The following is a 22,221-nucleotide window of genomic DNA, read 5'->3' on the forward strand; positions in this document are numbered from 1 at the left end:
ATGAATTTTGGCAATAAAAATAGGTTTCTTCCAACTCCTATTTCAAGGGTTAAAAAGGGCTCCTTATAAAATTCTTTTAACAATTTTAGTTTGATTTTGCCTGTTATATCGGGTAAAATTAAAGAACAATTCAAAAACTAGTTTAATATAGGCATGATTTTTAATTTATTTATACAAAAGGAGAGTTCAAATGAAAAAAATAAACAAACCCCTATTTACAGGGATAATTTTAATTTTAATCTATACAAGGCTTAATAACTCAGGAGCCATCACCCTTACTTTTAACAAATTTTTCTCCTTTTTTTCAGTGTTTATCTATGGGGGAATTATTGCTTTTCTATTGAATCCCATCCTTAAATTCTTAGAAAAAAATAAAAAAATAAAAAGAAAATACAGTATCTCAATATTATATTTTTCCCTTATTCTTCTTTTAGGATTATTCTTTTCATTTATCATTCCTAGATTAACGAGAAATATATCCGATCTGATAGAAAATTATCCAAAATATATCTCAGTCTTTGAAAGTTCTGTAGATAAATACAGGCATCTCCTTCCATTTTTAAAGGATGTCAATATTTTAAATGAACTTTTACTTTTACAGCAAAAAACTCTTATTTTCCTCCAACAGGAATTTTCCTTCTTAGTTGGCCAGTTTTTAGGAGTCACAGCAAAGATCATAAGTTTAATTTTTTCCCTTATTTTCTCTATATTCTTTTTAGGAAACAAGGAATATTTTCATAAGCTGGCCAAGGAGATCTTAGATACCTTTTTATCTAAAAAATTATCCAGAGAAATAAAAGCTTTATCTAAAAAAATAGAAAGGGTATTTTTAGGATACCTTTCTGGAAAAACATTGGATTCTATGATAATTGGAGGAATCGCCATGGTTGGGTTGACCATCCTGCACATCCCCTATGTTATTTTACTGGGAATATTTATCACTATATTCAATTTTGTTCCCTATGTAGGACCTTTTATAGGAATTGTTTTAGGAGCAACTATCGCATTATTTGCCAATCCTAGCAACACCCTTATAGTTATAATTTTCCTGGCATTGCTCCAGCAATTTGACGCATGGGTTTTAGAACCTAAGATCTTAGGAAACAGTCTGAATCTCAGCATGTTTTGGACTATCGCAGCTGTTACCCTTGGCGGAAGTATTTGGGGCGCTCTGGGAATCATCATAGCTATTCCTAGTTTTGCTCTAATAAAAGAACTGTATCTAATAAAGAGTACATCCAAAAAATCTCATGATATAGTCGAATAATTCATTCAATTAAAAAAGGCTTAGATCCCAAAATTACAGGATTTAAGCCTTTCTTTTTTTATCAGCTTATAGTATTATTCATGAATTTTTAAACAATGGTATCTACTTTTAATTCCTCTGAGTTTTCAATAGATTTTTCCATCCAGCCTTTCCCTTCAACTCTTCTTGCCACCATCATAGATGCCACGCAATCTCCAGTTGCATTTATCATTGTAGCCATAGCATCTGTAAGAATCCCTATTGTTACAATAATAGGGATAACTTCTGGGTTAAATCCGTAGAAAGCAACAATGATAAGTGAACCCATCATTCCTCCTCCCGGAATCCCGCTTATTACAACTCCAGACATTACCGATATGGCAATAGCAGTTGCCCATGTTCCTATTCCTGTGAATTCCATATTAAAGATTCCAAATAAGAAAGCTATTTTCATCAACGTAGTCAATGCTGTCCCATCCATATGAATAGTTGCTCCAAGTGGAAGAGTTATACTGCTTATGTCTTCAGGGACACCTATTTTTTTCCCACTTTCAAAGTTAGTAGGCAGGGTAGCCACTGAACTTTGAGTAGCCAGAGATGTTAATACTACAGGAAATATATTTTTATAAAATAATTTCACTCCTTTTTTCCCGCCGGCATAATATGCATACCCTGTAAATGCTGTTAAAAAATAGATGATACAGATAGGATAAAACATCAAGATAGCTCTTGCATAAGCTCCTAATAAGTCAGCACCAAACTGACCTATTAATGCTGCAAAATAAGCTCCTAATCCAATCGGTGCATATAACATGATAATACTTATCATCTTCATAAAAACTTCACTGCACATATCCAACACATCTACCAGGGCACTTGTAGTAACGCCTTTCGCTTTATTTACCGAACTGACACAATAACCAAATGTCATGGCAAATATTATGAGTGGAAGCATGGCATTCTTAGATAGAATTAAATTAAAGTCTCCAACTGTAAGAGCTTTTACCAATTGATCCAATAAATTAGCTTTTTCAGGTTGAACATATTCACCAAAATCCATTACCACACCCTGTGCCGGTGGATAGATTCTAACTATGATGATAATGATAATTGCAGCGAACATTCCTGTTATACAAAAGATCCCTAAAACATTTCTGAGTATCTTTCCTAAACGCTGCATATTTGACATCTTAGCTATTGAACTTGCTAAACTAAAGAATACCAGTGGTACTACTGCTGTAAACATTAAATTAAGAAAAATTTGACCAAAGGGTTTCAAGACTGTTGCTTTTTCCCCATAAATTAAACCAATAATACTTCCGGCTACGATTCCCATTAACAAAAGAATCATAGGTTTATACGATTCCCAAATTCCATTTTTTTTCAGCTGCCCAGACATAAATAACCCCCCCTAAATAATTTTATTTATATTTTTTCCAATCCCTGTTTTAAGTCATCTATAATATCATTTACACCTTCTAAGCCTACAGATATCCTAACTAATCCATCTGTAATCCCTGATGCTAGTCTTTCTTCCCTGGTATATGGAGAATGCGTCATAGATGCCGGATGCTGGATCAATGTTTCTGTATCTCCTAAACTTACTGCCAGAGTACATAATTCTAAGCTATTCAATAATTTCTTTCCTGCTTCTATTCCACCCTTTACCTCAAAGGCCATTATTCCACCAAACCCGTTCATTTGCTCCTTTGCAATTTCATGTCCTTCATGAGATTCAAGTCCTGGATAGTATACCTTCTCTACCATAGGATGAGCATCTAAAAACCTGGCTACCTCATATGCATTACTGCAGTGTCTTTCCATTCTTAGTTCTAAAGTCTTCATTCCTCTTATCATAAGAAAAGCGTCTTGGGGGCTAAGAACCGAACCTGTCATATCCTTTACACCAATTAATCTTATTTGAGTTACTGTTTCTAAATCTCCTGCTACAAATCCTGCTACTACGTCTCCATGACCGTTTAAATATTTAGTTGCTGAATGAACTACTAAATCAGCTCCTAATTTTATAGGATTTTGAAGGTATGGTGTTGCAAATGTGTTGTCTACCACTACCTTAGTTCCTTCATTTTTATGAGCTATCTCACAAACAGCTGTTATATCTACAACTTTTAAGTTAGGATTTGCCGGTGTCTCTAAATAAACTATTCTGGTATTAGGTTTCATAGCTTTTTTCACTGCTTCTAAATCAGAGGTATCAACAAATTCTACATCGATTCCGAATTTAGTTAATCCATGACTTAATAAAGCGTATGTACACCCGTATAAAGTTTTGTCCGCTAATAAATGATCCCCGGCTTTAAGTAATGTCCACATAGTCGATGAGATAGCTCCCATTCCTGAACTAGTTGCTAACGCCGCTTCTGCTCCCTCTAATAATGCTAATTTTCCCTCTACAACACTTGATGTAGGGTTTCCTAATCTCGAATAAATATATCCTGCTTCTTCTAAAGCAAACCTTTTTCCACCTTGTTCTGCAGTGTCAAATACAAATGTAGAACTTTGATATATTGGTGTAGTTAATGTTCCAAATGGATTTTTTTCTGCTCCCCCATGTATCGCCTTTGTTCCAAACCCTTTTTCTTGAATCCCCTTCATTTTTCCTCCTTTAAATCCCTAATAAATGTAACTTTTTATATCTCAACCATTGTTTATAGATGACTCAATGCTTTTTTTATTCTCTTTACTCCCTCTTCTAACATATATCTTGGACACGCTACATTTATCCTTTCATAACCTTCCCCTTCTACTCCAAACCAATAACCATCATCTAGTGCTATCTTTCCTTTTTCCTGCATTAGTCTCGAAAGTTCATCTTTATTTAGACCATAGTCTGAAAAATCAAGCCAAACAAGATAAGTCGCCTCTGGTTTTCTTACCCTTACTCTTGGTATGTTTTTAGAAACATAATCTACCAAATAATCCATATTTCCATCTATATGCTCTACCAGTTGATCTGCCCACGAATGGCACCTTGTAAAAGCTGCTTCAACTGCAACAATTGCAAATGGATTATTTCTTTTTATATCTAATATCCCAAGCTCTGTATCCACTATTTCTCTCTCATCCATTCTTGGAAAGTGTAAAAATGCTGCCTGAAGTCCTGCTAAATTAAAAGTTTTGGCTGCAGAAAAACAAGTAATTGTAATGTCCTCTATCTCCTTTGAGATAGAAGACATTGGAGTATGTACATTCCCAGGCATTACAAGGTCTCTCCATATCTCATCTGAAATTATTCTTACATTATTTTCTAAACAGATCTTTCCTATCTTTTCAAGCTCATCTCTCTTCCAAGATCTTCCCACTGGATTATGCGGGTTACAAAGAATAAAAAACTTTAAATCTGGATCCTTTGCTTTCTCCTCAAAATCTGTATAATTCATAGTATAGTATCCACTCTCATCTTTGATTAATGAGTTTACCACAAGGTTTCTGTTATTCTTCTTTACTACATTTGTAAATGGATAGTATACAGGATTTTGTATCATTATTTTATCCGAGGGGTTCGTTAATAGTCTTATCATAAGAGATATCCCCGGTACTACTCCTGGAGTATGAATGAGGTTTTTTGTCTCTATCTCCCAGGAAAATCTATCTTTACACCATCCCACAGCACTCCTATAGTAGGCATCCGGTCTATAAACATAACCAAAAATACCTTCTGAAGCTTTTTCTGCCATGGCCTTAGTTACCTCTGGAGCTGTTTTCAGGTCCATATCCGCTATCCACATAGGCCAAAGGTCATTTGAAACAAAATTTTTATCCATCTCTGACCATTTAGCAGAATGGTTGTTTTTTCTATCAATTTTTTCATTAAAGTTATACTTCATATTAACTCCTCCACAACAACTGTTATACACCATTTAATACTGTTATTGATTTTTTTGTATTATTGTCGTATATTTATAACAAGTATAGTATTCAAATTACACTTTGTCAATAAGATCTGGACAAAAGTGGTGTATAACACTTTTAAACAAAGGAGAATAAATGAACATAAAAATAATTCTAAATAAAGACACAGATATCTACAAACAAATCTATTTATATTTCAAGGAAGAAATATTGGTTGAAAGATTTAAAGTAAATGAAAAATTACCCTCAATACGACAGATTGCAAACAAACTGAAAATAAATAATATAACTGTTTTAAAAGCATATTCACTGTTAGAAACAGACGGTTATATCTACAAAGTGAAGGGAAGCGGATCTTTTGTTAAAAATATAAATTTAAACAATACCTGTACCCTGCAAAAACCAATCTTGGAAAATTTTAAAGGGGGGCAGATAAAAATAAATTCTAATATTAACTTTGCCAGCGCTACCCCTAATAAAGAGATATTTCCAACTAAGATATTTCAAAATATTATTTCCGATCTTTTTTTAGAAGATGCTCCGGATTTATTTATTTATGAAGATTCACAGGGAAATTTAGCCTTAAGAAAAAACATTGCTAATCTACTAAAAAAAGAGATAAAAAATATATCTCATAGGGAAATTCAGATTATTAACGGAGCACAACAGGGTTTAGATCTATTAAAAAAAGGAATAATAAAAAATAACTCTACCATTGTTTTGGGAAGTCCCACTTATTCTGGTGCAATCACTACTTTTTCCAATTTTTGTAAAATTAAAACTATACCTGTACAAGCAGACGGTTTTGATATGGAAGCATTAGAAGACCTCCTTAGATCAACAAAAATAGATTATATATATGTCATGACCAACTTTCAGAGTCCAACGGGATATAAATGGTCCAATGATAAAAAAACTAAACTATTAAACCTGGCTGAAGAATATAATTTTTATATCCTTGAAGATGATTGCTTATCTGAATTGTATTACCATGACATCTCTACTTCTTCTATAAAATCTATAGATTTTAACGATAAAGTTTTTTATATAAATACTTTTTCTAAAGTTATTATGCCTGGTCTCAGATTAGGATATTTGATCCCGCCTAAAAAATTTATTTCCAGCGTTATTAACTCCAAATTTATATCTGATATATCGTCTTGTAATCTATCTCAAAAATCATTAAATGTCTTTTTAGAAAATCATTATGAGGAACACCTGGCAAAAATAAGAAGTTTTTATAAAAAGAAATATGAGCTGGTAAAATCTCTTATTTTTAAATCAAAATTTTTAAAATTAGATTATCTTCCTGAAGGTGGTTTTTATTTCTGGGTTTCAATTGTAAATAACTTAAATTGTGATTTATTGTATATGAAATTTAAAGAACGAGGGGTCAATGTTCTGCCTGGGAATGTATTTTTTCATAAAAAAACTAGTTCCAATAAAATAAGAATTAGTTTTGCTGCTGTCAGTGAAGATGAGATAATATTGGGATTTAAAATTATAGAAGAAACTATCGACAAAATAATAAATGAAGGGGAGAATATCTATACTCCTTTAATTTAAAATAATATTATACAGATAAAAAATTATGAATTTTCCTTTACCCTGTATTATAATTAAAGTAGTAATAATATAGGAGGTAACCATGAAAATTATATTTTCACCTGCAAAATCTATGGATTTTTCAAATTCCATAAAAGATCCCCTTAAAATAAATTTTACCGATAAAACAAATTTTCTTTTAGAACACTTAAAAACTCTGTCTCTGGATGAAATAACTAAGATAATGAAGGTTAAGGGAAATACCTTAGATCATGTAAAGGAGATCTATGAAAACTTCCAAGATGCCAATACTAAAAAAGCCATAACCGCTTACAATGGAGTCTCATTTAAACAACTGGATTTAGTTGAGTACAGCGAGGAGGAGTTTGCATTTTTAGACACCCACCTCATCATCCTTTCGGCTCTCTATGGGGTAATAGAACCTTCTAACCTTATAAAAGAATATAGACTGGATATGAATATGAAACTCCTAAAGGATCAGAATTTATATAAATTTTGGAAGAAAGAAGTGAATCAATATTTTAAAGAGGATGAATTTATCATAAACTTAGCTTCTAAAGAATTTTCTAAACTCATAGATAAACCCATGCTGACTATAGATTTCAAAGAAAAAAAAGAAGATCTCTATAAATCAGTCAGTGCTTATTCAAAAAAAGGAAGAGGTATGATGCTGAACTATATAATAAAAAATAAGATTACTTCTATCGATGAGATCAAAGATTTTAATTTAGACGGGTATTCTTTAAATGATAAATTGTCCGATAAATTTAATTTGATTTTTACAAGATGATATAAATTTCATGATATAATAGAGTATAAAATTAAAAAATCAGGAGGAATATATGTTTAAAGTAGAAGTTGGAAAGGGACCGCTTATGTTTATGTCCTACTCTAGAATAATGAAAGAGGTTACTAGAGAAGCTCAGGTTGAAGAGGTTAAAGATTCATACTATGCTATCTTATACGATTTTGGAATGCCCATTGGCTGCGGTAGGATGAAGATCGAAGATACTCTTTACATCATAGATAACATTAAAATATTTAAGGAGTTCAGTACTCAGGGACTTATCGAAGATATTTCGACTCAGCTCCTAAAAAAGGCAAAGTCCATTGGTCTTGAGGAGAAAAACTAATGAAAAAAATTATAACACTATTTTTTTTAACAACATGCTTAACCTTTGCCATTCCGAATTTTGAAAGTTTAGGATGGGGATTTACTATAGATGCCATCAAAGGTTTCTATCCTGAGGTGGAAAGTGAGTTTACAACCAGCAATGAAGTCACAAAGTATAACTACTATCCAAAAGATACAAATATGGGTAAGGTAGTTTTTTATCTAGTGGAGAACCAGCTTTATAAGATAGTAACGGTCTTTGATACAACTAAGGTCAGATCAGCTGATGTAGAAGGATTATTCAAAGATTATTCAGAAAAATGGGGTGAACCAAACTCCACTCCCTTTGAAGAAAACTACGATAATTTTTCTATCAGAGGAAATGAACATACCTGGATTGTAGGTTCTACCTACGTTTCATTTATTGGACAGGATTATTTTGACAACAACAACAACTTAACCGATTCGAAGTTAATGGTTGAGTACGGTCTGATCGACCCATCTAAAAGGAAAAAAGAATCATCTTTAAATAATTTGATTTTAGATAAAAAATAAACAGATCATGGGGGGAGAAAATGAAATATCAAGAAGCACTGGATTATGTAATCAATAAGTTAGAGGAACTAAGTAATTATGACTATGCATCATCAATTATTTACTGGGATTTAGAAACTGGAGCACCTAAGGAAGGGATCAGGAAAGCTTCTAAAGTTTTAGGTTTTTACAGTGGTGAATCTCATAAAATTTTAACTGATCACAAATTCAATAAAAATTTAGATCTTTTACTAGAAAATTTAGATCTTTTAGATGCCATCCATATAAAAATTATTATTGAAACTAAAAAAGATATTGAAAATATAAAAAAAATACCTCTAAATGAGTATAAAGAGTATAGTGAACTTCTATCTAAGGCCCAGCCCATATGGGCTGAAGCACGAGAGAAAAATGATTTTTCATTATTTTTACCCTACTTAAAGAAGATCATCCAATATAAACAAAAATATGTAAACTATAAAGGGTATAAAGAGCATCCCTATGATGCTGTTCTAGATGACTATGAGCCTGGAATAACTGTTAAGCAGCTGGATGTGTTTTTTGAAAATTTAAAGGATAAACTTGTTCCCCTCATCTTAAAGATCAACCAAAAGAAAGATTTTATCTCTAATGATCTTTTAAAATTGGATTATTCTATCGAAAAACAAAAAGAATTTTCTATATTTATAGCAAAATATCTTGGATTTGATTTCGAAAGAGGTTTATTGAAAGAAAGTGCACATCCATTTTCTATGGGACTCAACAAATATGACGTGAGAATGACTACCAGATATTTCTTAGATGATTTACAGCCATCTCTTTTTGGAACTATCCACGAATCAGGTCACTCACTCTACGAGCAAAACATAGGGGAGGACATCTGGGAAACCAGATTAGGCGGTGGAAATTCCATGGGTATCCATGAATCACAGTCTAGATTATATGAAAATTTAATTGCCAGAAGTTTGGAATTTTGGATCCCGATCTACCCACAATTACAGGAGGCTTTCCCTGAAAATTTAAAAGGTGTTACTTTAGAAGAATTTTATAAAGCCATCAATAAGAGCCAGTCGGACCTGATTAGAGTTGAAGCCGATGAACTGACTTATTCATTACATATTATCCTCAGATATGAGATTGAAAAGGAACTTATTGAAGGGAAGATTGCCCCTGAGGAGCTGCCTAAAATTTGGAATGAGAGAATGAAAAAATATCTGGGAGTAACCCCTCCTAACGATTCTGATGGTGTTCTGCAGGACGTCCATTGGGCTGCCGGGTTATTTGGATATTTCCCATCTTACGCTCTGGGAAGTGCCAATGCTTCTCAAATAATGAACACAATGAGAGATAAATTAGATGTAGATACACTCTTAAAAGAAGGAAAGTTAGAAAAAATTAAAGAATATTTAGGAGAAAATATCCATAAATACGGAAAATTAAAAGATCCCAATGAAATTATGGAGATTGCCACTGGAGAGACTCCTAATTCAAAATATTATGTAGACTATTTAATCGAAAAATACAGTAACTTATACGAAGTATAGACTAAAAAAAGAGCGATAAAATCGCTCTTTTTTTTTATGCTGTTAAGCAAGGTCTACTCACCCATAAATAATTTGATATCATCCTCGACACTTCCGATTCCTGCTATTCCAAAGTTTTTAACTAATACATCTGCAACTGTTGGAGATAAGAATCCTGGTAATGTTGGTCCTAAGTGGATATTCTTCACACCTAATGATAATAGAGCTAATAATACAATTACTGCTTTTTGCTCATACCATGCAATATTATATGCAATCGGCAATTCATTTACATCTTCTAACTCAAACACTTCCTTTAATTTAAGAGCTATAAGAGCTAAAGAATAAGAGTCATTGCATTGTCCTGCATCTAATACTCTAGGAATCCCACCGATATCCCCTAATGCTAATTTGTTGTATCTATATTTTGCACAACCTGCTGTCAAGATCACTGTATCCTTTGGTAAATTATCTGCAAACTTTGTATAATAATCTCTTGATTTCATCCTTCCGTCACAACCTGCCATTACGAAGAACTTTTTGATTGCGCCACTCTTAACTGCATCTACCACTTTATCAGCTAGTGCAAATACCTGCTCGTGGGCAAATCCACCTACGATAGCTCCCTCTTCAATCTGAGTAGGTGCCTTACAAGTTTTCGCCATCTCTATAACTTTAGAGAAGTTTTTTGTTCCATCTGCATTTACCTGTATTCTGCCCCATCCCGGGTATCCTGCGGCATTTGTAGTAAACACCTTACCATCATAAGATGCTCCTACCTTAGGAGGTACTATACAGTTAGTCGTAAAGATGATAGGTCCGTTGAAAGTTTCAAACTCTTCTTTTTGTTTCCACCATGAATTTCCATAGTTACCCACCAGATGCTTGAATTTTTTTAGTTTTGGATAATAATGAGTCGGCAGCATCTCTGAATGGGTATAGACATCTACACCTGTTCCTTCTGTCTGCTCCAATAATTGAACCATGTCGTTAAGATCATGTCCAGAGACTAATATTCCCGGATTAGTCCCAACTCCTATATTAACATTTGTTATTTCAGGATTTCCAAATGTTTCAGTATTTGCTTTATCCAATAGTGCCATTGCTTCTACACCAAATTTACCTGTTTCTAATACCAATGCCACCAAATCATCTACCGACAGAGTATCATCTAATGTAGATGCCAATGCCTTTTCTATAAACATTACTATCTCTTTATTTTTATACCCTAAATTATTTGCATGTTCATAGTAAGCAGCCATTCCTTTCAGTCCGTATATTGTAAGTTCTCTCAAGGATCTTACATCTTCATTTTCAGTAGATAGTACCCCTATACTCAGAGCTTTTTTCTGCATCTCATCCATGGTATCTACTGTAAATGTAAGTACATCATGATCAGCTAATCTCTTAGGTACACAACCTCCCTCTTTTAAACCCTCTCTGATTTCAAGTCCTTTTTTTATCTCTACTGCAATGGCATCATCATCAAAATTAGAATTCGTAACTGTGATAAATAATGAATTAGTAATAAAATAATCTACTCCCTTGCAGATCTCACAGTCATCTCTATGCTCTAATGGTTGCCCCTCCCTCAAGATTGATATTCCCTTTAAGGTATAGATAAGTAAATCCTGTAAATTAGACGTTTCAGGTTGTTTTCCACAGACACCTGCTACTGTACAGCCTGTGTTCTTTGCAGTTTCCTGACATTGATAACAAAACATCGGTACTTTTTCATCTTTTACAAGGATGTGTTTTACTTCCTCTTCCACTTCCTTGGCCAACTCCTTTTCCTTTGCAAAAAATCTTTTTAATCTATCCCATGCCATCTCATATCCCCTCCATTAAAATTAATATATCGTTACAATATATACGGGATATAATTTATAATTCCTTTTTATTTTTTTAATCTCTCAACTTTTCCTTCATCTCTTCATACTCACTTTCTGTTATCTCACCCATAGCATATCTTTTTTTCAATATCTCCATGGGGGTTTCCTTTGTATCACTTCCTGATTTAGATCCATTTCCTGTGAATCTGCCACTAAACATCGAAATTATAACTACTGCAATCAATATCCAAAATATAAACATAAAAATCCCTCCTCCCATAAACATAGAGCTCCCAAAACTATATCCATGCATCATACTAATCCCCTCCCTTATTTTATATTAATATTCTAACCTGTCTATGTGAAAGTTAAGTGAAATTTAAAAATGAGATCTCTTCCTGCCTTCACACTCTCTTCACAATGATCTCATAAAATATATCTATAAAGAGTTATTAATTTAATTAGGAGGAAAATTATGGAGATCAATATCAGAAGAAATATGATTATAGCAGGGGTTCTTTTTGTAGTCTTAATGTTTGCATATACCCAGCAAAACAAGGACAATTTTACTCCTAAAGTAAATAAAAAAAATAAAGTGTATTATAAATTAAGTAATAACACTTTATTTACAGGAAAAGTTTTAGTAAGATATGAATCAGATCCTGTGAACAGCAAAGGTAATTCCAGGATAGGAAAGGTTCATTTTGAGAATGAATATTCAGATGGAACCTTAGTATCTACCATTCACTACGATAAACTTAATGATTCAAAAATCGATATGTAAACAAAAATAGCAAAAAGACCTAGATTTTATCTAGGTCTTTTTATTATTCTATAACTATAAATTACTCACCCATGAATAATTTGATATCATCTTCTACAGATCCGATTCCTGCTATCCCAAAGTTTTCAACTAATACGTTTACTACTGCCGGAGATAAGAATCCTGGTAATGTTGGTCCTAAGTGAATATTCTTTACACCTAGGTGTAATAGAGCTAATAATACGATTACTGCTTTTTGCTCGTACCATGCAATGTTATATGCAATCGGTAATTCATTTACATCGTTTAATTCAAATACTTCTTTTAATTTAAGAGCTATTAAAGCTAAAGAGTAAGAGTCATTACATTGTCCTGCATCTAATACTCTAGGGATTCCACCGATATCTCCTAAATCTAATTTGTTATATCTATATTTTGCACAACCTGCCGTTAATATTACTGTATCACTCGGTAACTTATCTGCAAATTCTGTATAATAATCTCTTGATTTCATCCTTCCGTCACAACCTGCCATTACGAAGAACTTCTTAATTGCTCCAGTTTTAACTGCATCTACTACTTTATCAGCTAATGCGAATACTTGCTCATGAGCGAATCCACCTACGATAGTTCCCTCTTCAATTTGAGTTGGTGCTTCACAAGTTTTTGCCATTTCAATGATTTCAGAGAAATCTTTATTTCCATTCTCATCTTCTTTGATGCTAACCCATCCTGGGTATCCAGCTGCATTTGTAGTGAATACTTTACCTTCATATGATGCTCCTGCTTTTGGAGGAACTATACAGTTTGTTGTGAATAAGATCGGTCCGTTAAATGATTCGAACTCTTCTTTTTGCTTCCACCATGCGTTTCCGTAGTTTCCTACTAAGTGATCATATTTTTTTAACTCAGGGTAGTAATGAGCCGGTAACATCTCTGAATGAGTATAGATATCTACTCCAGTTCCCTTTGTTTGCTCTAATAATTGAACTATATCGTTAAGATCATGTCCAGAAATTAAGATTCCAGGATTTGATTTTGTCCCGATGTTTACTTCAGTTAATTCAGGATTTCCGAATTTCCCTGTATTTGCACTGTCTAATAATGCCATTACGTCTACACCGTATTTTCCAGTTTCTAATACTAATGCTACTAATTCGTCTAATCCTAAAGTATCATCTAATGTAGATACTAAAGCTTTTTCTATAAACATTACGATCTCTTGCTTCTTATATCCTAAGTTTACTGAATGCTCGTAGTATGCTGCCATTCCTTTTAATCCATATATAGTAAGTTCTCTAAGTGATCTGATATTTTCATCTTCAGTTGCTAATACTCCTACTGATAATGATTTAGCCTGCATCTCTTCCATAGTTTCTACGGAAAACGTTAATGCATCATGATTTTCTAATCTTTTAGGAGTTCTTCCCTTTTTAATGAAGTTAGCTTTTAATTTTTCTCTTAATGCTAAACCTTCTGTAATTTGAGCTGCGATAGCCTCGTCATCAAAGTTAGCATTTGTTATAGTAGTAAATAATGCATTTGTTATATAGTAATCAATTCCTTCACAACAACCACAAGATTTTCTTGTCTCTAAATCAATTCCCTCTCTTAAAATAGCTATTGATTTAGCTGTATATATTAATAAATCCTGCAAATTAGAAGTTTCCGGCTTCTTCCCACAGACACCTGCTATTGTACATCCAGTTCCTTTTGCTGTTTCTTGACATTGGTAACAAAACATTGACATATTATCTCCTCCATTTTTTTTATTAAATAATTTTTTTAATTTATTAAACATTTTTTCTCCCTCTTTCTTATTTTCTATAATTGATTATATCAGTAAGAAAAGAAAAAAATCGGTAACATAAGTTACCGATTTTAAAATTAAATTAAATTTGCATCTAAAGAGATGGATATCTCCATCTTTCTTGGAATTAATTTAGTATATTTTACCCCTGCACTGCCTAAAAGCATCTTAGACGCCTTGTTAGAATCTGTTCCGTCATATTTATCCGAAAGATAAACCACATTAGTTATTCCACTTTGAATTATCGATTTAGCACACTCATGGCACGGGAATAAACCTACATATATAGTACAATTTTTTAAATTTTTTATACTGTTTAATATAGCATTTTGTTCTGCATGCATTACAAATGGGTATTTAGTCTCTAAAAACCCTCCATCTCTTCCCCACGGGAACTCATCATCGGAGCAGCCCTTAGGAAAACCATTATACCCCACTCCAACAATTTTTTTCTCTTCATTTGTTATACAAGCTCCCACCTGAGTACTGGGATCTTTACTTCTCTGGCCGGATAAAACTGCTATCCCCATAAAATATTCATCCCAGCTGAGATAATCCTCTCTTTTTTTCATAATACACCCTCCTGTACCATTATTTTATAGTTTAAATTATACTATATCTTACTCAAACCATAAAGTTATTATCTTGTTCTATAAAGGATTTTTTTAATAATTTCAGTATATAACCTTAGAATAAAAAAATTAGGAGGTGTGTCCATGATCTATTTCATCGCCTTTACTTTAGGGATTTCAGGATTTTTTCACCCATGTTTTATCGGGACTATAACTACATTTTATGCTGCTTTGTTTTTGGTCAGAGATAGGAAAAAATTTATTTTAGGCAGTATCTTAGGAATAATTATTATCAATTTTTCATTCCTTTTTTTTACCGATCTTTTAACTCACATCTTTCATCAAAAGATATTCAATTATATTATTGGAATAATGTTTATTCTCTTTGGACTTATGTTCTTGGGTATTATAAAGCATAAACACTCCCATCTTCTACTCACTGTGGAGAGGATAAAAAATACAAATCCTGTTTTAGTAGGAGTTTTCATTGTTTTTTCATGGATCCAATCCTTTGCTCACATATTTATCCCAATGGTTCCTTTAATCTCAAAAACAAACTCCTATTTAAATTTTTTTATAATCTTACCCTATATAATAGGGTTGATTATACCGGTTACTTTATTTAATTTTCTGCCTTTGCAGTTCAAGGAAAAACATAGGGATAGATATACTAAGGTCATTGGGATAGTTCTGATTATCTTAGGTATATTCATCAGTTTTAACCTGTTCGAAGAGATTGAACACCTAATTTAAATAAATTTTTTTTAAACCGAGGGTTTTACCTGTCAAAGGCAGGTAAAGCCCCTTTTTAATTTATTTTATTATCCAGTTCAAAAAAATACCTTTTAAATTACTATTATTGAAAAATTGTAAGACAACTATTGACATTTTCTACAAATATAGTATAATAAACCATAAAGTGTAAGACAATAAGTGAAAAATTCCTTTTTATGAACATTTTTCACACTAGTAGAATGGGAGGTAAAATGAAAGTTTTAATTGCTATGGATTCCTTTAAAGGAAGTTTGTCATCTAATGAACTGGCTTACAGAATAGAGGATGGTATAAAAAAAGTCTATAAAGATGCAGATATAATAAAAGTTCCTGTAGCCGATGGAGGAGAGGGAACTATCGAAGCTTTAGTTGATGGAACCGGAGGACGTTATGTGGAGATCACAGCTGCAAGTCCTATACTACTTCCTATAAAAGCTAGATATGGAATATTAGGAGATCAAAAAACTGCCGTGATAGAGATGGCTACAGCATCTGGTCTACCCCTGGTTCCTTCTGATCAAAGAAATCCTATGGAAACTACAACTTATGGTACCGGAGAGATGATAAAAGATGCCATAACCAAGGGGTGTCGTGAATTTCTTGTAGGAATAGGCGGAAGTGCTACCAACGATGGCGGAATAGGAATGATGAAAGCTCTTGGAGTAAAATTTTATGATGAAAACAATATGAAATTAGGCCACGGGGGTAAACAGTTATCTAGAGTAAAAAAAATAGATATGTCTGAACTGCTCCCTGAGATTAAAGAGTGTAAATTTTTAATTGCCTGTGATGTAGATAATCCATTTTACGGATTAAATGGAGCTGCCCATGTATACGGAAGGCAAAAAGGTGCCGACGATAAGATGGTTTTAGAACTGGATAGCGGTTTAAAAGACTTTTCTGAAACAATAAAAAAACTCTTAGATAAAGATATTTCTGACGTTCCCGGGGCTGGAGCAGCTGGTGGTCTCGGAGGAGGATTCCTTGCTTTTTTAGATGGTGAATTAAAACCTGGTATCGATATAGTTTTGGAGGAAGTTAAACTAAAGGAAAAATTAGAAGGAGTTGATTTTGTTATAACGGGAGAAGGTCGGATGGATTTTCAATCTGTTATGGGTAAAGCTCCTGTAGGAGTAGCAAAATTAGCTAAAAAATACAATATACCGGTTATAGCAATAGCTGGTGGTGTAGCAGATGACGCTGGAGAAGTACATAATCACGGAATTGATTCTGTTTTTTCTATTATGAACTATCCTATGACACTAGAAGAAGCCATGGATCCAAAAAGAGCAGGCGGTTTAGTAGAAAAAAATATAGAGGAAATTTTTAGACTTATAAAAATAATAAAAAAATAAAAATAGGGAGGAAAAAATATGCAAGTATCAGCATTTGGAGCAGTCTTAGGATTGGTCATCGCAATATTTTTAATTATCAAAAAAAATCAACCGGCATACTCACTTATTATCGGAGCACTGATTGGTGGTCTGGCTGGCGGAGCAAGCTTACCGGAAACAGTGTCACTTATGGTAGATGGAGCCAAGGGAATTACACCAGCAGTATTAAGGATCTTAACAGCCGGAGTTTTAGCCGGTGTATTGATTGAGTCAGGAGCTGCAGGAAAGATTGCAGAAACTATTATCAAAAAATTAGGTGAAAAGAGAGCTCTTTTAGCCCTTGCCTTGGCAACACTTATCCTTACTTCTGTAGGAGTATTTGTAGATGTAGCAGTTATCACCGTTTCCCCTATAGCTCTTGCTATTGCCAAGAGGTTGAATTTATCTAAGATGGCTATCTTGCTGGCTATGATTGGTGGCGGAAAATCAGGAAATATTATATCTCCTAACCCCAATACCATAGCAGCAGCAGAAAATTTCCACGTGGAATTATCATCACTGATGGGAGCTAACATAATTCCAGCTCTCTTTGGACTCGTTGCCACAGTACTAATAGCTAAGACTCTGATCAGCAAGGGTGGAATGGTCTCTGAATCCGATGAACATGAGATTGAAAAAGAGCTCCCTAGATTTTTACCTGCTATCCTGGGGCCAATAATTACAATTGGATTACTGGCTCTCAGACCTATTGCCGGGATCTCTGTAGACCCGCTTATAGCTCTTCCTGCAGGAGGAATTATTGGTTGTGCTGCTATGGGTAAATTACCCCACTTAAAAACTTATATGTCCTATGGATTATCTAAGATGACTGGAGTTGCTATCATATTAATGGGAACAGGTACAATTGCAGGTATTATCTCTAACTCTACTTTAAAAGATGTGGTTTTAAACGCTTTAAATAGTATGGGATTACCCGAATTTTTATTAGCTCCCATAGCAGGAAGTTTAATGTCTGCCGCTACCGCTTCTACTACAGCTGGTACAGCCGTGGCTTCAGCTACATTTGCTACTACTATTATGGCCGCCGGGATCAATGGTCTTTATGGAGCAGCTATGCTTCATGCCGGTGCAACAGTGTTAGATCACCTTCCTCATGGATCTTTCTTCCATGCTACAGCAGGATGTACTTCTACCAGATTCAGCGACAGACTAAAATTAATTCCATATGAATCAGCAGTAGGATTTGTACTAGCTGCAACTTCTACAATTATCTATGGAATTATCTTATAATTTATAGGAATATTTTTTAAAATAAAAAAAGTAGTTTTTCCATTAAAAATGGCTAAACTACTTTTTTCTACTTTTTTTATTTTTTCTAAGAAAATTCTAACCTAAAAATGTTATGATTATAAATAGATATTAAATTTTAAAAATATAACTAGGAGATACTCTATGAACAAAAAAATAATCTTCACTTTCATGCTTTTTACTCTAATTTGTTCTACATCCTATGGATCTTTGGAAAAAATTTCTTTTACTGATGGTTTAAATACTCTAAATTTAGAGTATACTATTAATATAGGTCCGTCTGAAGCTATCATAGAATTTTATATTCCGACTATTTTAGATTACTATCATTGGAATAGATATAATAAATTTAGGTTTGATAAACACGTATTTAATCTTATTCTTAAGTACGCCCTTTATAATACCGATAAAAATATCGATATTATAGTGAGATCTAAATTTTTTCCGTTAAATAATAAGATCTTATATTCAAAAAAATATAATTTTGAACATCAAAAAAACATTCCATAAGGGAGTACTATCCATGAAAAAATTTAATTTTTTTAACAAAATCTCCACCAAGATAGCTATGTCTTTTTCCCTTACATTTGTTTTGACTCTATTGATATTAAACCTTATTATCTACGTCTCTATTTCAACACACATCAATACCTTAGAGCAGTCTCTTGTTATTGCCAGAAAAGAAGTTATCTTAGAAGAAGTCAGTAATATAATCTCTGATTCTACCGTCTTGGGAGAGAAAGAAATTTCAAATATTATAGACAAAGTAAGTTCCCATAGAGACCAGATATATGTTAATATTAAATTTCCTGAAAAAACTTATCAAAGTTTTGAAAAGATTACTCTTCCTTATACCATCGATCTCGATCAGGTAGGAGAGTATCACTTTATTAAATTGAAAAAAAATAGATTTTTCTATTTGAATACCATGATAAAAGCTCCTTCTGGGGAACCGATATACATACAATTAATCAGTGATCTAAAAGCTTCTGATTCACTTATAGATGCTCTAACATCTACAATGCTTCTAATTGATTTGGTTGGTTTTATTTTTTCCATCGTTACTGGAGTTATTTTTGCAAAGAAAACTTTAAAACCAATAAATTCAATATCAGATACTGCTGAATTAATAAATCTCCATAATTTAAATAAAAGAATTGAAGCTTCTAACCATGATGATGAAATCGGAAGGTTGATAAAAGTTATAAATGATATGATGGAAAGATTGGAACGCTCTTTTGAAAATCAAACAAAATTTATTTCTGATGCTTCCCACGAGCTGAGAACTCCCCTTTCCATTATAAATGGATATGTGGACCTGCTCAACCAATGGGGAATCGATAATAAGGAGCTCACCGAGGAAGCTCTTTCCTCTATTAAGGGGGAGGTTTTCAACATGACCGACCTCATGGAAAAACTTTTATTCATTGCAAGGGAAGAAAATACTAGGTATAAATTAAATTTAACAGATGTAGATATTTCTAGCTTACTCAAAAGAGTTTATAAAGAATTTAAAATGATAGATAAAAAACACTCTTATTCAATCCATAACTTCCCTGAATTTCATGGATTTATAGATGAAAAACTAATTTTACAGGCAGTTCGGGCTATCATGGAGAATTCTATAAAATATACACCAAAAAATAAAAAGATAACTATTTCTTGTGAAATAGGGAAAAGTCATTTTAAAATCAAAGTTTCAGATGAAGGGATTGGAATTCCTAAAAAACATATTCCAAAGTTGTTTAACAGATTTTACAGAGTAGATGAAGCAAGGACAAAAAATACCGGTGGAAATGGCTTGGGACTTTCTATCGTAAAAAGTATCGTAGATATGCATAATGGTCATATCTTTATAGAAAGTGAAGTCAATAAGGGGACTACCGTAACTCTTAAACTTCCAATATAATAAGGTTACAAACAATAATAAGGGGGAATTTATGTATAATATTTTAATCGTAGAAGACGAGACTAAGATAGCTCGTTTAATGGAATTACACTTAACATATGAAGGCTATAAGGTAGACGTAGCCTATGATGGATTTGAAGCTTTAAATAAAATCAGAGAAAAAACATATGATGTAGTTATTCTAGACTGGATGCTTCCTAAGGTCGAAGGACCTAAGGTATGCCAAGAGATCAAAAAATTCTACCCTGAGACTATAGTTATCATGGTTACAGCTAAAGATGACATTACTGATAAGATTACCGGTTTTGAGTTCGGTGCTGATGATTACCTGACTAAGCCATTTGAATCTTTGGAATTATCTGCCAGAATCAAAGCACATCTTAGAAAGATTCATCGTCAGGATACTACTAATCAAATGACTGTTAAAGACCTTACTTTAGATCTTTCCAGATTCGTAGCTATCAGAGGTGAAAAGGATATCAAATTGTCTAAAACAGAATTTGAGCTCTTGAAATTCTTAATTGAAAATAAAGGCATAGTTTTAACTAGAAATAAGATCTTAGTAAATGTTTGGGGATATGACGGAAGCGACAGTATCTTAGATGTATACATTAAATATTTAAGAGATAAGATAGATAAGGAGTTCCCTGTAAAGTTGATAAAAACTATCAGAGGAATAGGGTTTACAATAGAAAAATAAAAACTTTAAATTATAAAAAAAAGACCATTCAATCGAATGGTCTTTTACTTTAGTTTATACAGTTGTGATCTCTTTTTCTTTCTTCTTGAATAAATCTTCCACTGTTTTAATGTAATCATCTGTAAGTTTTTGAACATCAGCTTCAAAAGCTTTTAATTCATCTTGAGTGATATCTCCATCTTTTTCAGCGTTTCTTAATTTGTTGTTGATGTCTTTTCTTACACCTCTTATTGCTACTTTTCCAGCTTCTGCTTCAGTTTTTGCCATCTTAGCATATTCTTTTCTTCTTTCAGCTGTTAATTCAGGTATAGCTAATCTAACTACTTTTCCATCATTATTAGGAGTTAGTCCTAAGTTAGCTAAGTTAATAGCCTTTTCAATTGCAGGAATTACAGTCTTATCCCAAGGATCGATAACTAATAATCTTGCTTCTGGAGCAGATACATTTCCTACTTGATTTAAAGGCATTTCACTTCCATATTGAGATACTTTTACATCAGCTAACATAGCTACATTGGCTCTACCTGCTCTTATTGTTGAAAATCTATGCTTTGTTGAGTCGATTGCTTTTTCCATTCTTTCTTTAGTTTCTGTTATTAATAATTTTGACATCTTATTCCCTCCATCAATTAATTTATTCTTTCTCTGTTATTTTACTACTGTTGTTCCTATAACCTCTCCAAATACTGCTTTCTTAATATTACCATCCACCAATGAATCGAATACTAATATCGGAAGATCATTATCCATACATAATGAAATTGCTGCTGTATCCATCACTTTAAGGCCTTGAGCTATAACGTCTGAATATGTAATTGTATCATATTTTTTTGCATCTGCATATTTAGCCGGATCTTTGTCGAATATTCCATCTACTTTAGTTCCCTTCATTACGATATCAGCATTTATTTCCATAGCTCTCAAGGCTGCTGCTGTATCTGTTGTGAAATATGGATTTCCTGTTCCTGCACCAAATATTACTACTCTTCCTTTTTCTAAGTGTCTTTGAGCTTTCCTTTTGATAAATGGTTCTGCCACTTTAGGTATTTCCAATCCTGTTTGAACTCTTGTTTGAACTCCTAATTTTTCAATTGTATTCTGTAATGCAAGTGCATTGATTACTGTAGCTAACATCCCCATATGGTCACCAGTTACTCTGTCGATTCCCTGCTCTTCACCAGACAGGCCTCTAAAGATATTTCCTCCACCAATAACAACTCCTACTTCTATTCCTAAATTAGCTAATTCAACTATTTGCTTAGAAAACATATTTATCATGTGAGATGAAATCCCATATTCCTGCTCTCCCATCAAAGCTTCTCCGCTTAATTTTAAAAGAACTCTTTTATATTTTGGTGTCATA

22 protein-coding genes are annotated in these 22,221 nt (G+C 33.1%); 13 read left to right on the forward strand and 9 right to left on the reverse strand.

Going from position 1 to position 22,221, the window contains the following annotated elements:
- Nucleotides 1-190 precede the first annotated feature (190 nt).
- Entirely contained in the window at nucleotides 191-1,267 is a 1,077-nt protein-coding gene (locus NRK67_06125; protein ID UUV19084.1) for an AI-2E family transporter, read from the forward strand.
- A gap of 88 nt (nucleotides 1,268-1,355) precedes the next feature.
- On the opposite strand, the gene NRK67_06130 is transcribed toward NRK67_06125, so the two are convergent.
- From NRK67_06130 to NRK67_06140, 3 genes are read right to left on the reverse strand one after another with little or no spacing between them, the layout of a single operon-like run.
- Nucleotides 1,356-2,645, reverse strand: a complete 1,290-nt coding sequence (locus NRK67_06130) for a dicarboxylate/amino acid:cation symporter (GenBank protein ID UUV19085.1) — start codon at nucleotides 2,643-2,645, stop codon at nucleotides 1,356-1,358.
- Nucleotides 2,646-2,671: 26 nt separating this feature from the next.
- On the reverse strand, nucleotides 2,672-3,862 hold the full coding sequence (gene megL, locus NRK67_06135) for a methionine gamma-lyase (protein ID UUV19086.1): 1,191 nt from the start codon (nucleotides 3,860-3,862) through the stop codon (nucleotides 2,672-2,674).
- A gap of 53 nt (nucleotides 3,863-3,915) precedes the next feature.
- Nucleotides 3,916-5,094, reverse strand: coding sequence for a pyridoxal phosphate-dependent aminotransferase (locus NRK67_06140; GenBank protein ID UUV19087.1), 1,179 nt, complete (start codon nucleotides 5,092-5,094; stop codon nucleotides 3,916-3,918).
- Between the two features lie 160 nt (nucleotides 5,095-5,254).
- Between NRK67_06140 and NRK67_06145 the strand changes: the two genes are divergently transcribed.
- The 5 genes from NRK67_06145 (at nucleotide 5,255) to NRK67_06165 (ending at nucleotide 9,877) form a co-directional block, all read left to right on the forward strand.
- Nucleotides 5,255-6,685, forward strand: a complete 1,431-nt coding sequence (locus tag NRK67_06145) for a PLP-dependent aminotransferase family protein (protein UUV19088.1) — start codon at nucleotides 5,255-5,257, stop codon at nucleotides 6,683-6,685.
- Between the two features lie 82 nt (nucleotides 6,686-6,767).
- Entirely contained in the window at nucleotides 6,768-7,475 is a 708-nt protein-coding gene (locus NRK67_06150; GenBank protein UUV19089.1) for a YaaA family protein, read from the forward strand.
- A gap of 52 nt (nucleotides 7,476-7,527) precedes the next feature.
- On the forward strand, nucleotides 7,528-7,818 hold the full coding sequence (locus NRK67_06155) for a hypothetical protein (protein UUV19090.1): 291 nt from the start codon (nucleotides 7,528-7,530) through the stop codon (nucleotides 7,816-7,818).
- Complete coding sequence (locus tag NRK67_06160) at nucleotides 7,818-8,354, forward strand: hypothetical protein (protein ID UUV19091.1); 537 nt, start codon at nucleotides 7,818-7,820, stop codon at nucleotides 8,352-8,354. Before NRK67_06155 ends, NRK67_06160 begins: the two co-directional genes overlap by 1 nt.
- Before the next feature lie 20 nt (nucleotides 8,355-8,374).
- The gene (locus NRK67_06165; protein ID UUV19092.1) at nucleotides 8,375-9,877 is read left to right on the forward strand and encodes a carboxypeptidase M32; all 1,503 of its coding nucleotides are present in this window, start codon (nucleotides 8,375-8,377) and stop codon (nucleotides 9,875-9,877) included.
- A gap of 53 nt (nucleotides 9,878-9,930) precedes the next feature.
- Here the strand turns inward: NRK67_06165 and hcp (NRK67_06170) are convergent, their stop codons facing one another.
- A complete protein-coding gene (gene hcp / locus NRK67_06170; GenBank protein UUV19888.1) occupies nucleotides 9,931-11,580 on the reverse strand; it encodes a hydroxylamine reductase in 1,650 nt (549 codons plus the stop codon).
- A 181-nt stretch (nucleotides 11,581-11,761) separates the two neighbouring features.
- A complete protein-coding gene (locus tag NRK67_06175; GenBank protein ID UUV19093.1) occupies nucleotides 11,762-12,004 on the reverse strand; it encodes an SHOCT domain-containing protein in 243 nt (80 codons plus the stop codon).
- A 159-nt stretch (nucleotides 12,005-12,163) separates the two neighbouring features.
- On the opposite strand from NRK67_06175, the gene NRK67_06180 reads away from it, so the two are divergent.
- Complete coding sequence (locus tag NRK67_06180; GenBank protein UUV19094.1) at nucleotides 12,164-12,472, forward strand: hypothetical protein; 309 nt, start codon at nucleotides 12,164-12,166, stop codon at nucleotides 12,470-12,472.
- Between the two features lie 61 nt (nucleotides 12,473-12,533).
- On the opposite strand, the gene hcp (NRK67_06185) is transcribed toward NRK67_06180, so the two are convergent.
- Together hcp (NRK67_06185) and NRK67_06190 are read right to left on the reverse strand one after the other, a co-directional pair.
- Complete coding sequence (hcp, locus tag NRK67_06185) at nucleotides 12,534-14,201, reverse strand: hydroxylamine reductase (protein ID UUV19889.1); 1,668 nt, start codon at nucleotides 14,199-14,201, stop codon at nucleotides 12,534-12,536.
- Between the two features lie 137 nt (nucleotides 14,202-14,338).
- Nucleotides 14,339-14,833, reverse strand: a complete 495-nt coding sequence (locus NRK67_06190) for a dCMP deaminase family protein (protein ID UUV19095.1) — start codon at nucleotides 14,831-14,833, stop codon at nucleotides 14,339-14,341.
- Nucleotides 14,834-14,977: 144 nt separating this feature from the next.
- On the opposite strand from NRK67_06190, the gene NRK67_06195 reads away from it, so the two are divergent.
- The 6 genes from NRK67_06195 (at nucleotide 14,978) to NRK67_06220 (ending at nucleotide 20,858) form a co-directional block, all read left to right on the forward strand.
- Nucleotides 14,978-15,586, forward strand: coding sequence for a hypothetical protein (locus NRK67_06195; GenBank protein ID UUV19096.1), 609 nt, complete (start codon nucleotides 14,978-14,980; stop codon nucleotides 15,584-15,586).
- Between the two features lie 233 nt (nucleotides 15,587-15,819).
- On the forward strand, nucleotides 15,820-16,962 hold the full coding sequence (locus NRK67_06200; protein ID UUV19097.1) for a glycerate kinase: 1,143 nt from the start codon (nucleotides 15,820-15,822) through the stop codon (nucleotides 16,960-16,962).
- A gap of 18 nt (nucleotides 16,963-16,980) precedes the next feature.
- Nucleotides 16,981-18,231 carry an SLC13 family permease gene (locus tag NRK67_06205; GenBank protein ID UUV19098.1) on the forward strand — a complete coding sequence of 417 codons (1,251 nt, stop codon included), beginning with the start codon at nucleotides 16,981-16,983 and terminating at the stop codon, nucleotides 18,229-18,231.
- A 162-nt stretch (nucleotides 18,232-18,393) separates the two neighbouring features.
- Entirely contained in the window at nucleotides 18,394-18,759 is a 366-nt protein-coding gene (locus tag NRK67_06210; GenBank protein UUV19099.1) for a hypothetical protein, read from the forward strand.
- A gap of 13 nt (nucleotides 18,760-18,772) precedes the next feature.
- Nucleotides 18,773-20,158 (forward strand): HAMP domain-containing histidine kinase, encoded by a 1,386-nt coding sequence (locus tag NRK67_06215; GenBank protein ID UUV19100.1) that lies wholly within the window; start codon nucleotides 18,773-18,775, stop codon nucleotides 20,156-20,158.
- 31 nt (nucleotides 20,159-20,189) lie between these two features.
- Nucleotides 20,190-20,858: a response regulator transcription factor gene (locus NRK67_06220; protein UUV19101.1), complete on the forward strand. Its 669-nt coding sequence runs from the start codon at nucleotides 20,190-20,192 to the stop codon at nucleotides 20,856-20,858.
- 54 nt (nucleotides 20,859-20,912) lie between these two features.
- Here the strand turns inward: NRK67_06220 and frr are convergent, their stop codons facing one another.
- Both frr and pyrH read right to left on the reverse strand, forming a co-directional pair.
- The gene (gene frr, locus NRK67_06225; GenBank protein ID UUV19102.1) at nucleotides 20,913-21,470 is read right to left on the reverse strand and encodes a ribosome recycling factor; all 558 of its coding nucleotides are present in this window, start codon (nucleotides 21,468-21,470) and stop codon (nucleotides 20,913-20,915) included.
- 36 nt (nucleotides 21,471-21,506) lie between these two features.
- Complete coding sequence (gene pyrH / locus NRK67_06230) at nucleotides 21,507-22,220, reverse strand: UMP kinase (GenBank protein ID UUV19103.1); 714 nt, start codon at nucleotides 22,218-22,220, stop codon at nucleotides 21,507-21,509.
- Between the last annotated feature and the right edge of the window lies 1 nt (nucleotide 22,221).

This window comes from Fusobacteria bacterium ZRK30, from assembly GCA_024628785.1.
In the GTDB taxonomy this organism is placed as follows: domain Bacteria; phylum Fusobacteriota; class Fusobacteriia; order Fusobacteriales; family Fusobacteriaceae; genus Psychrilyobacter.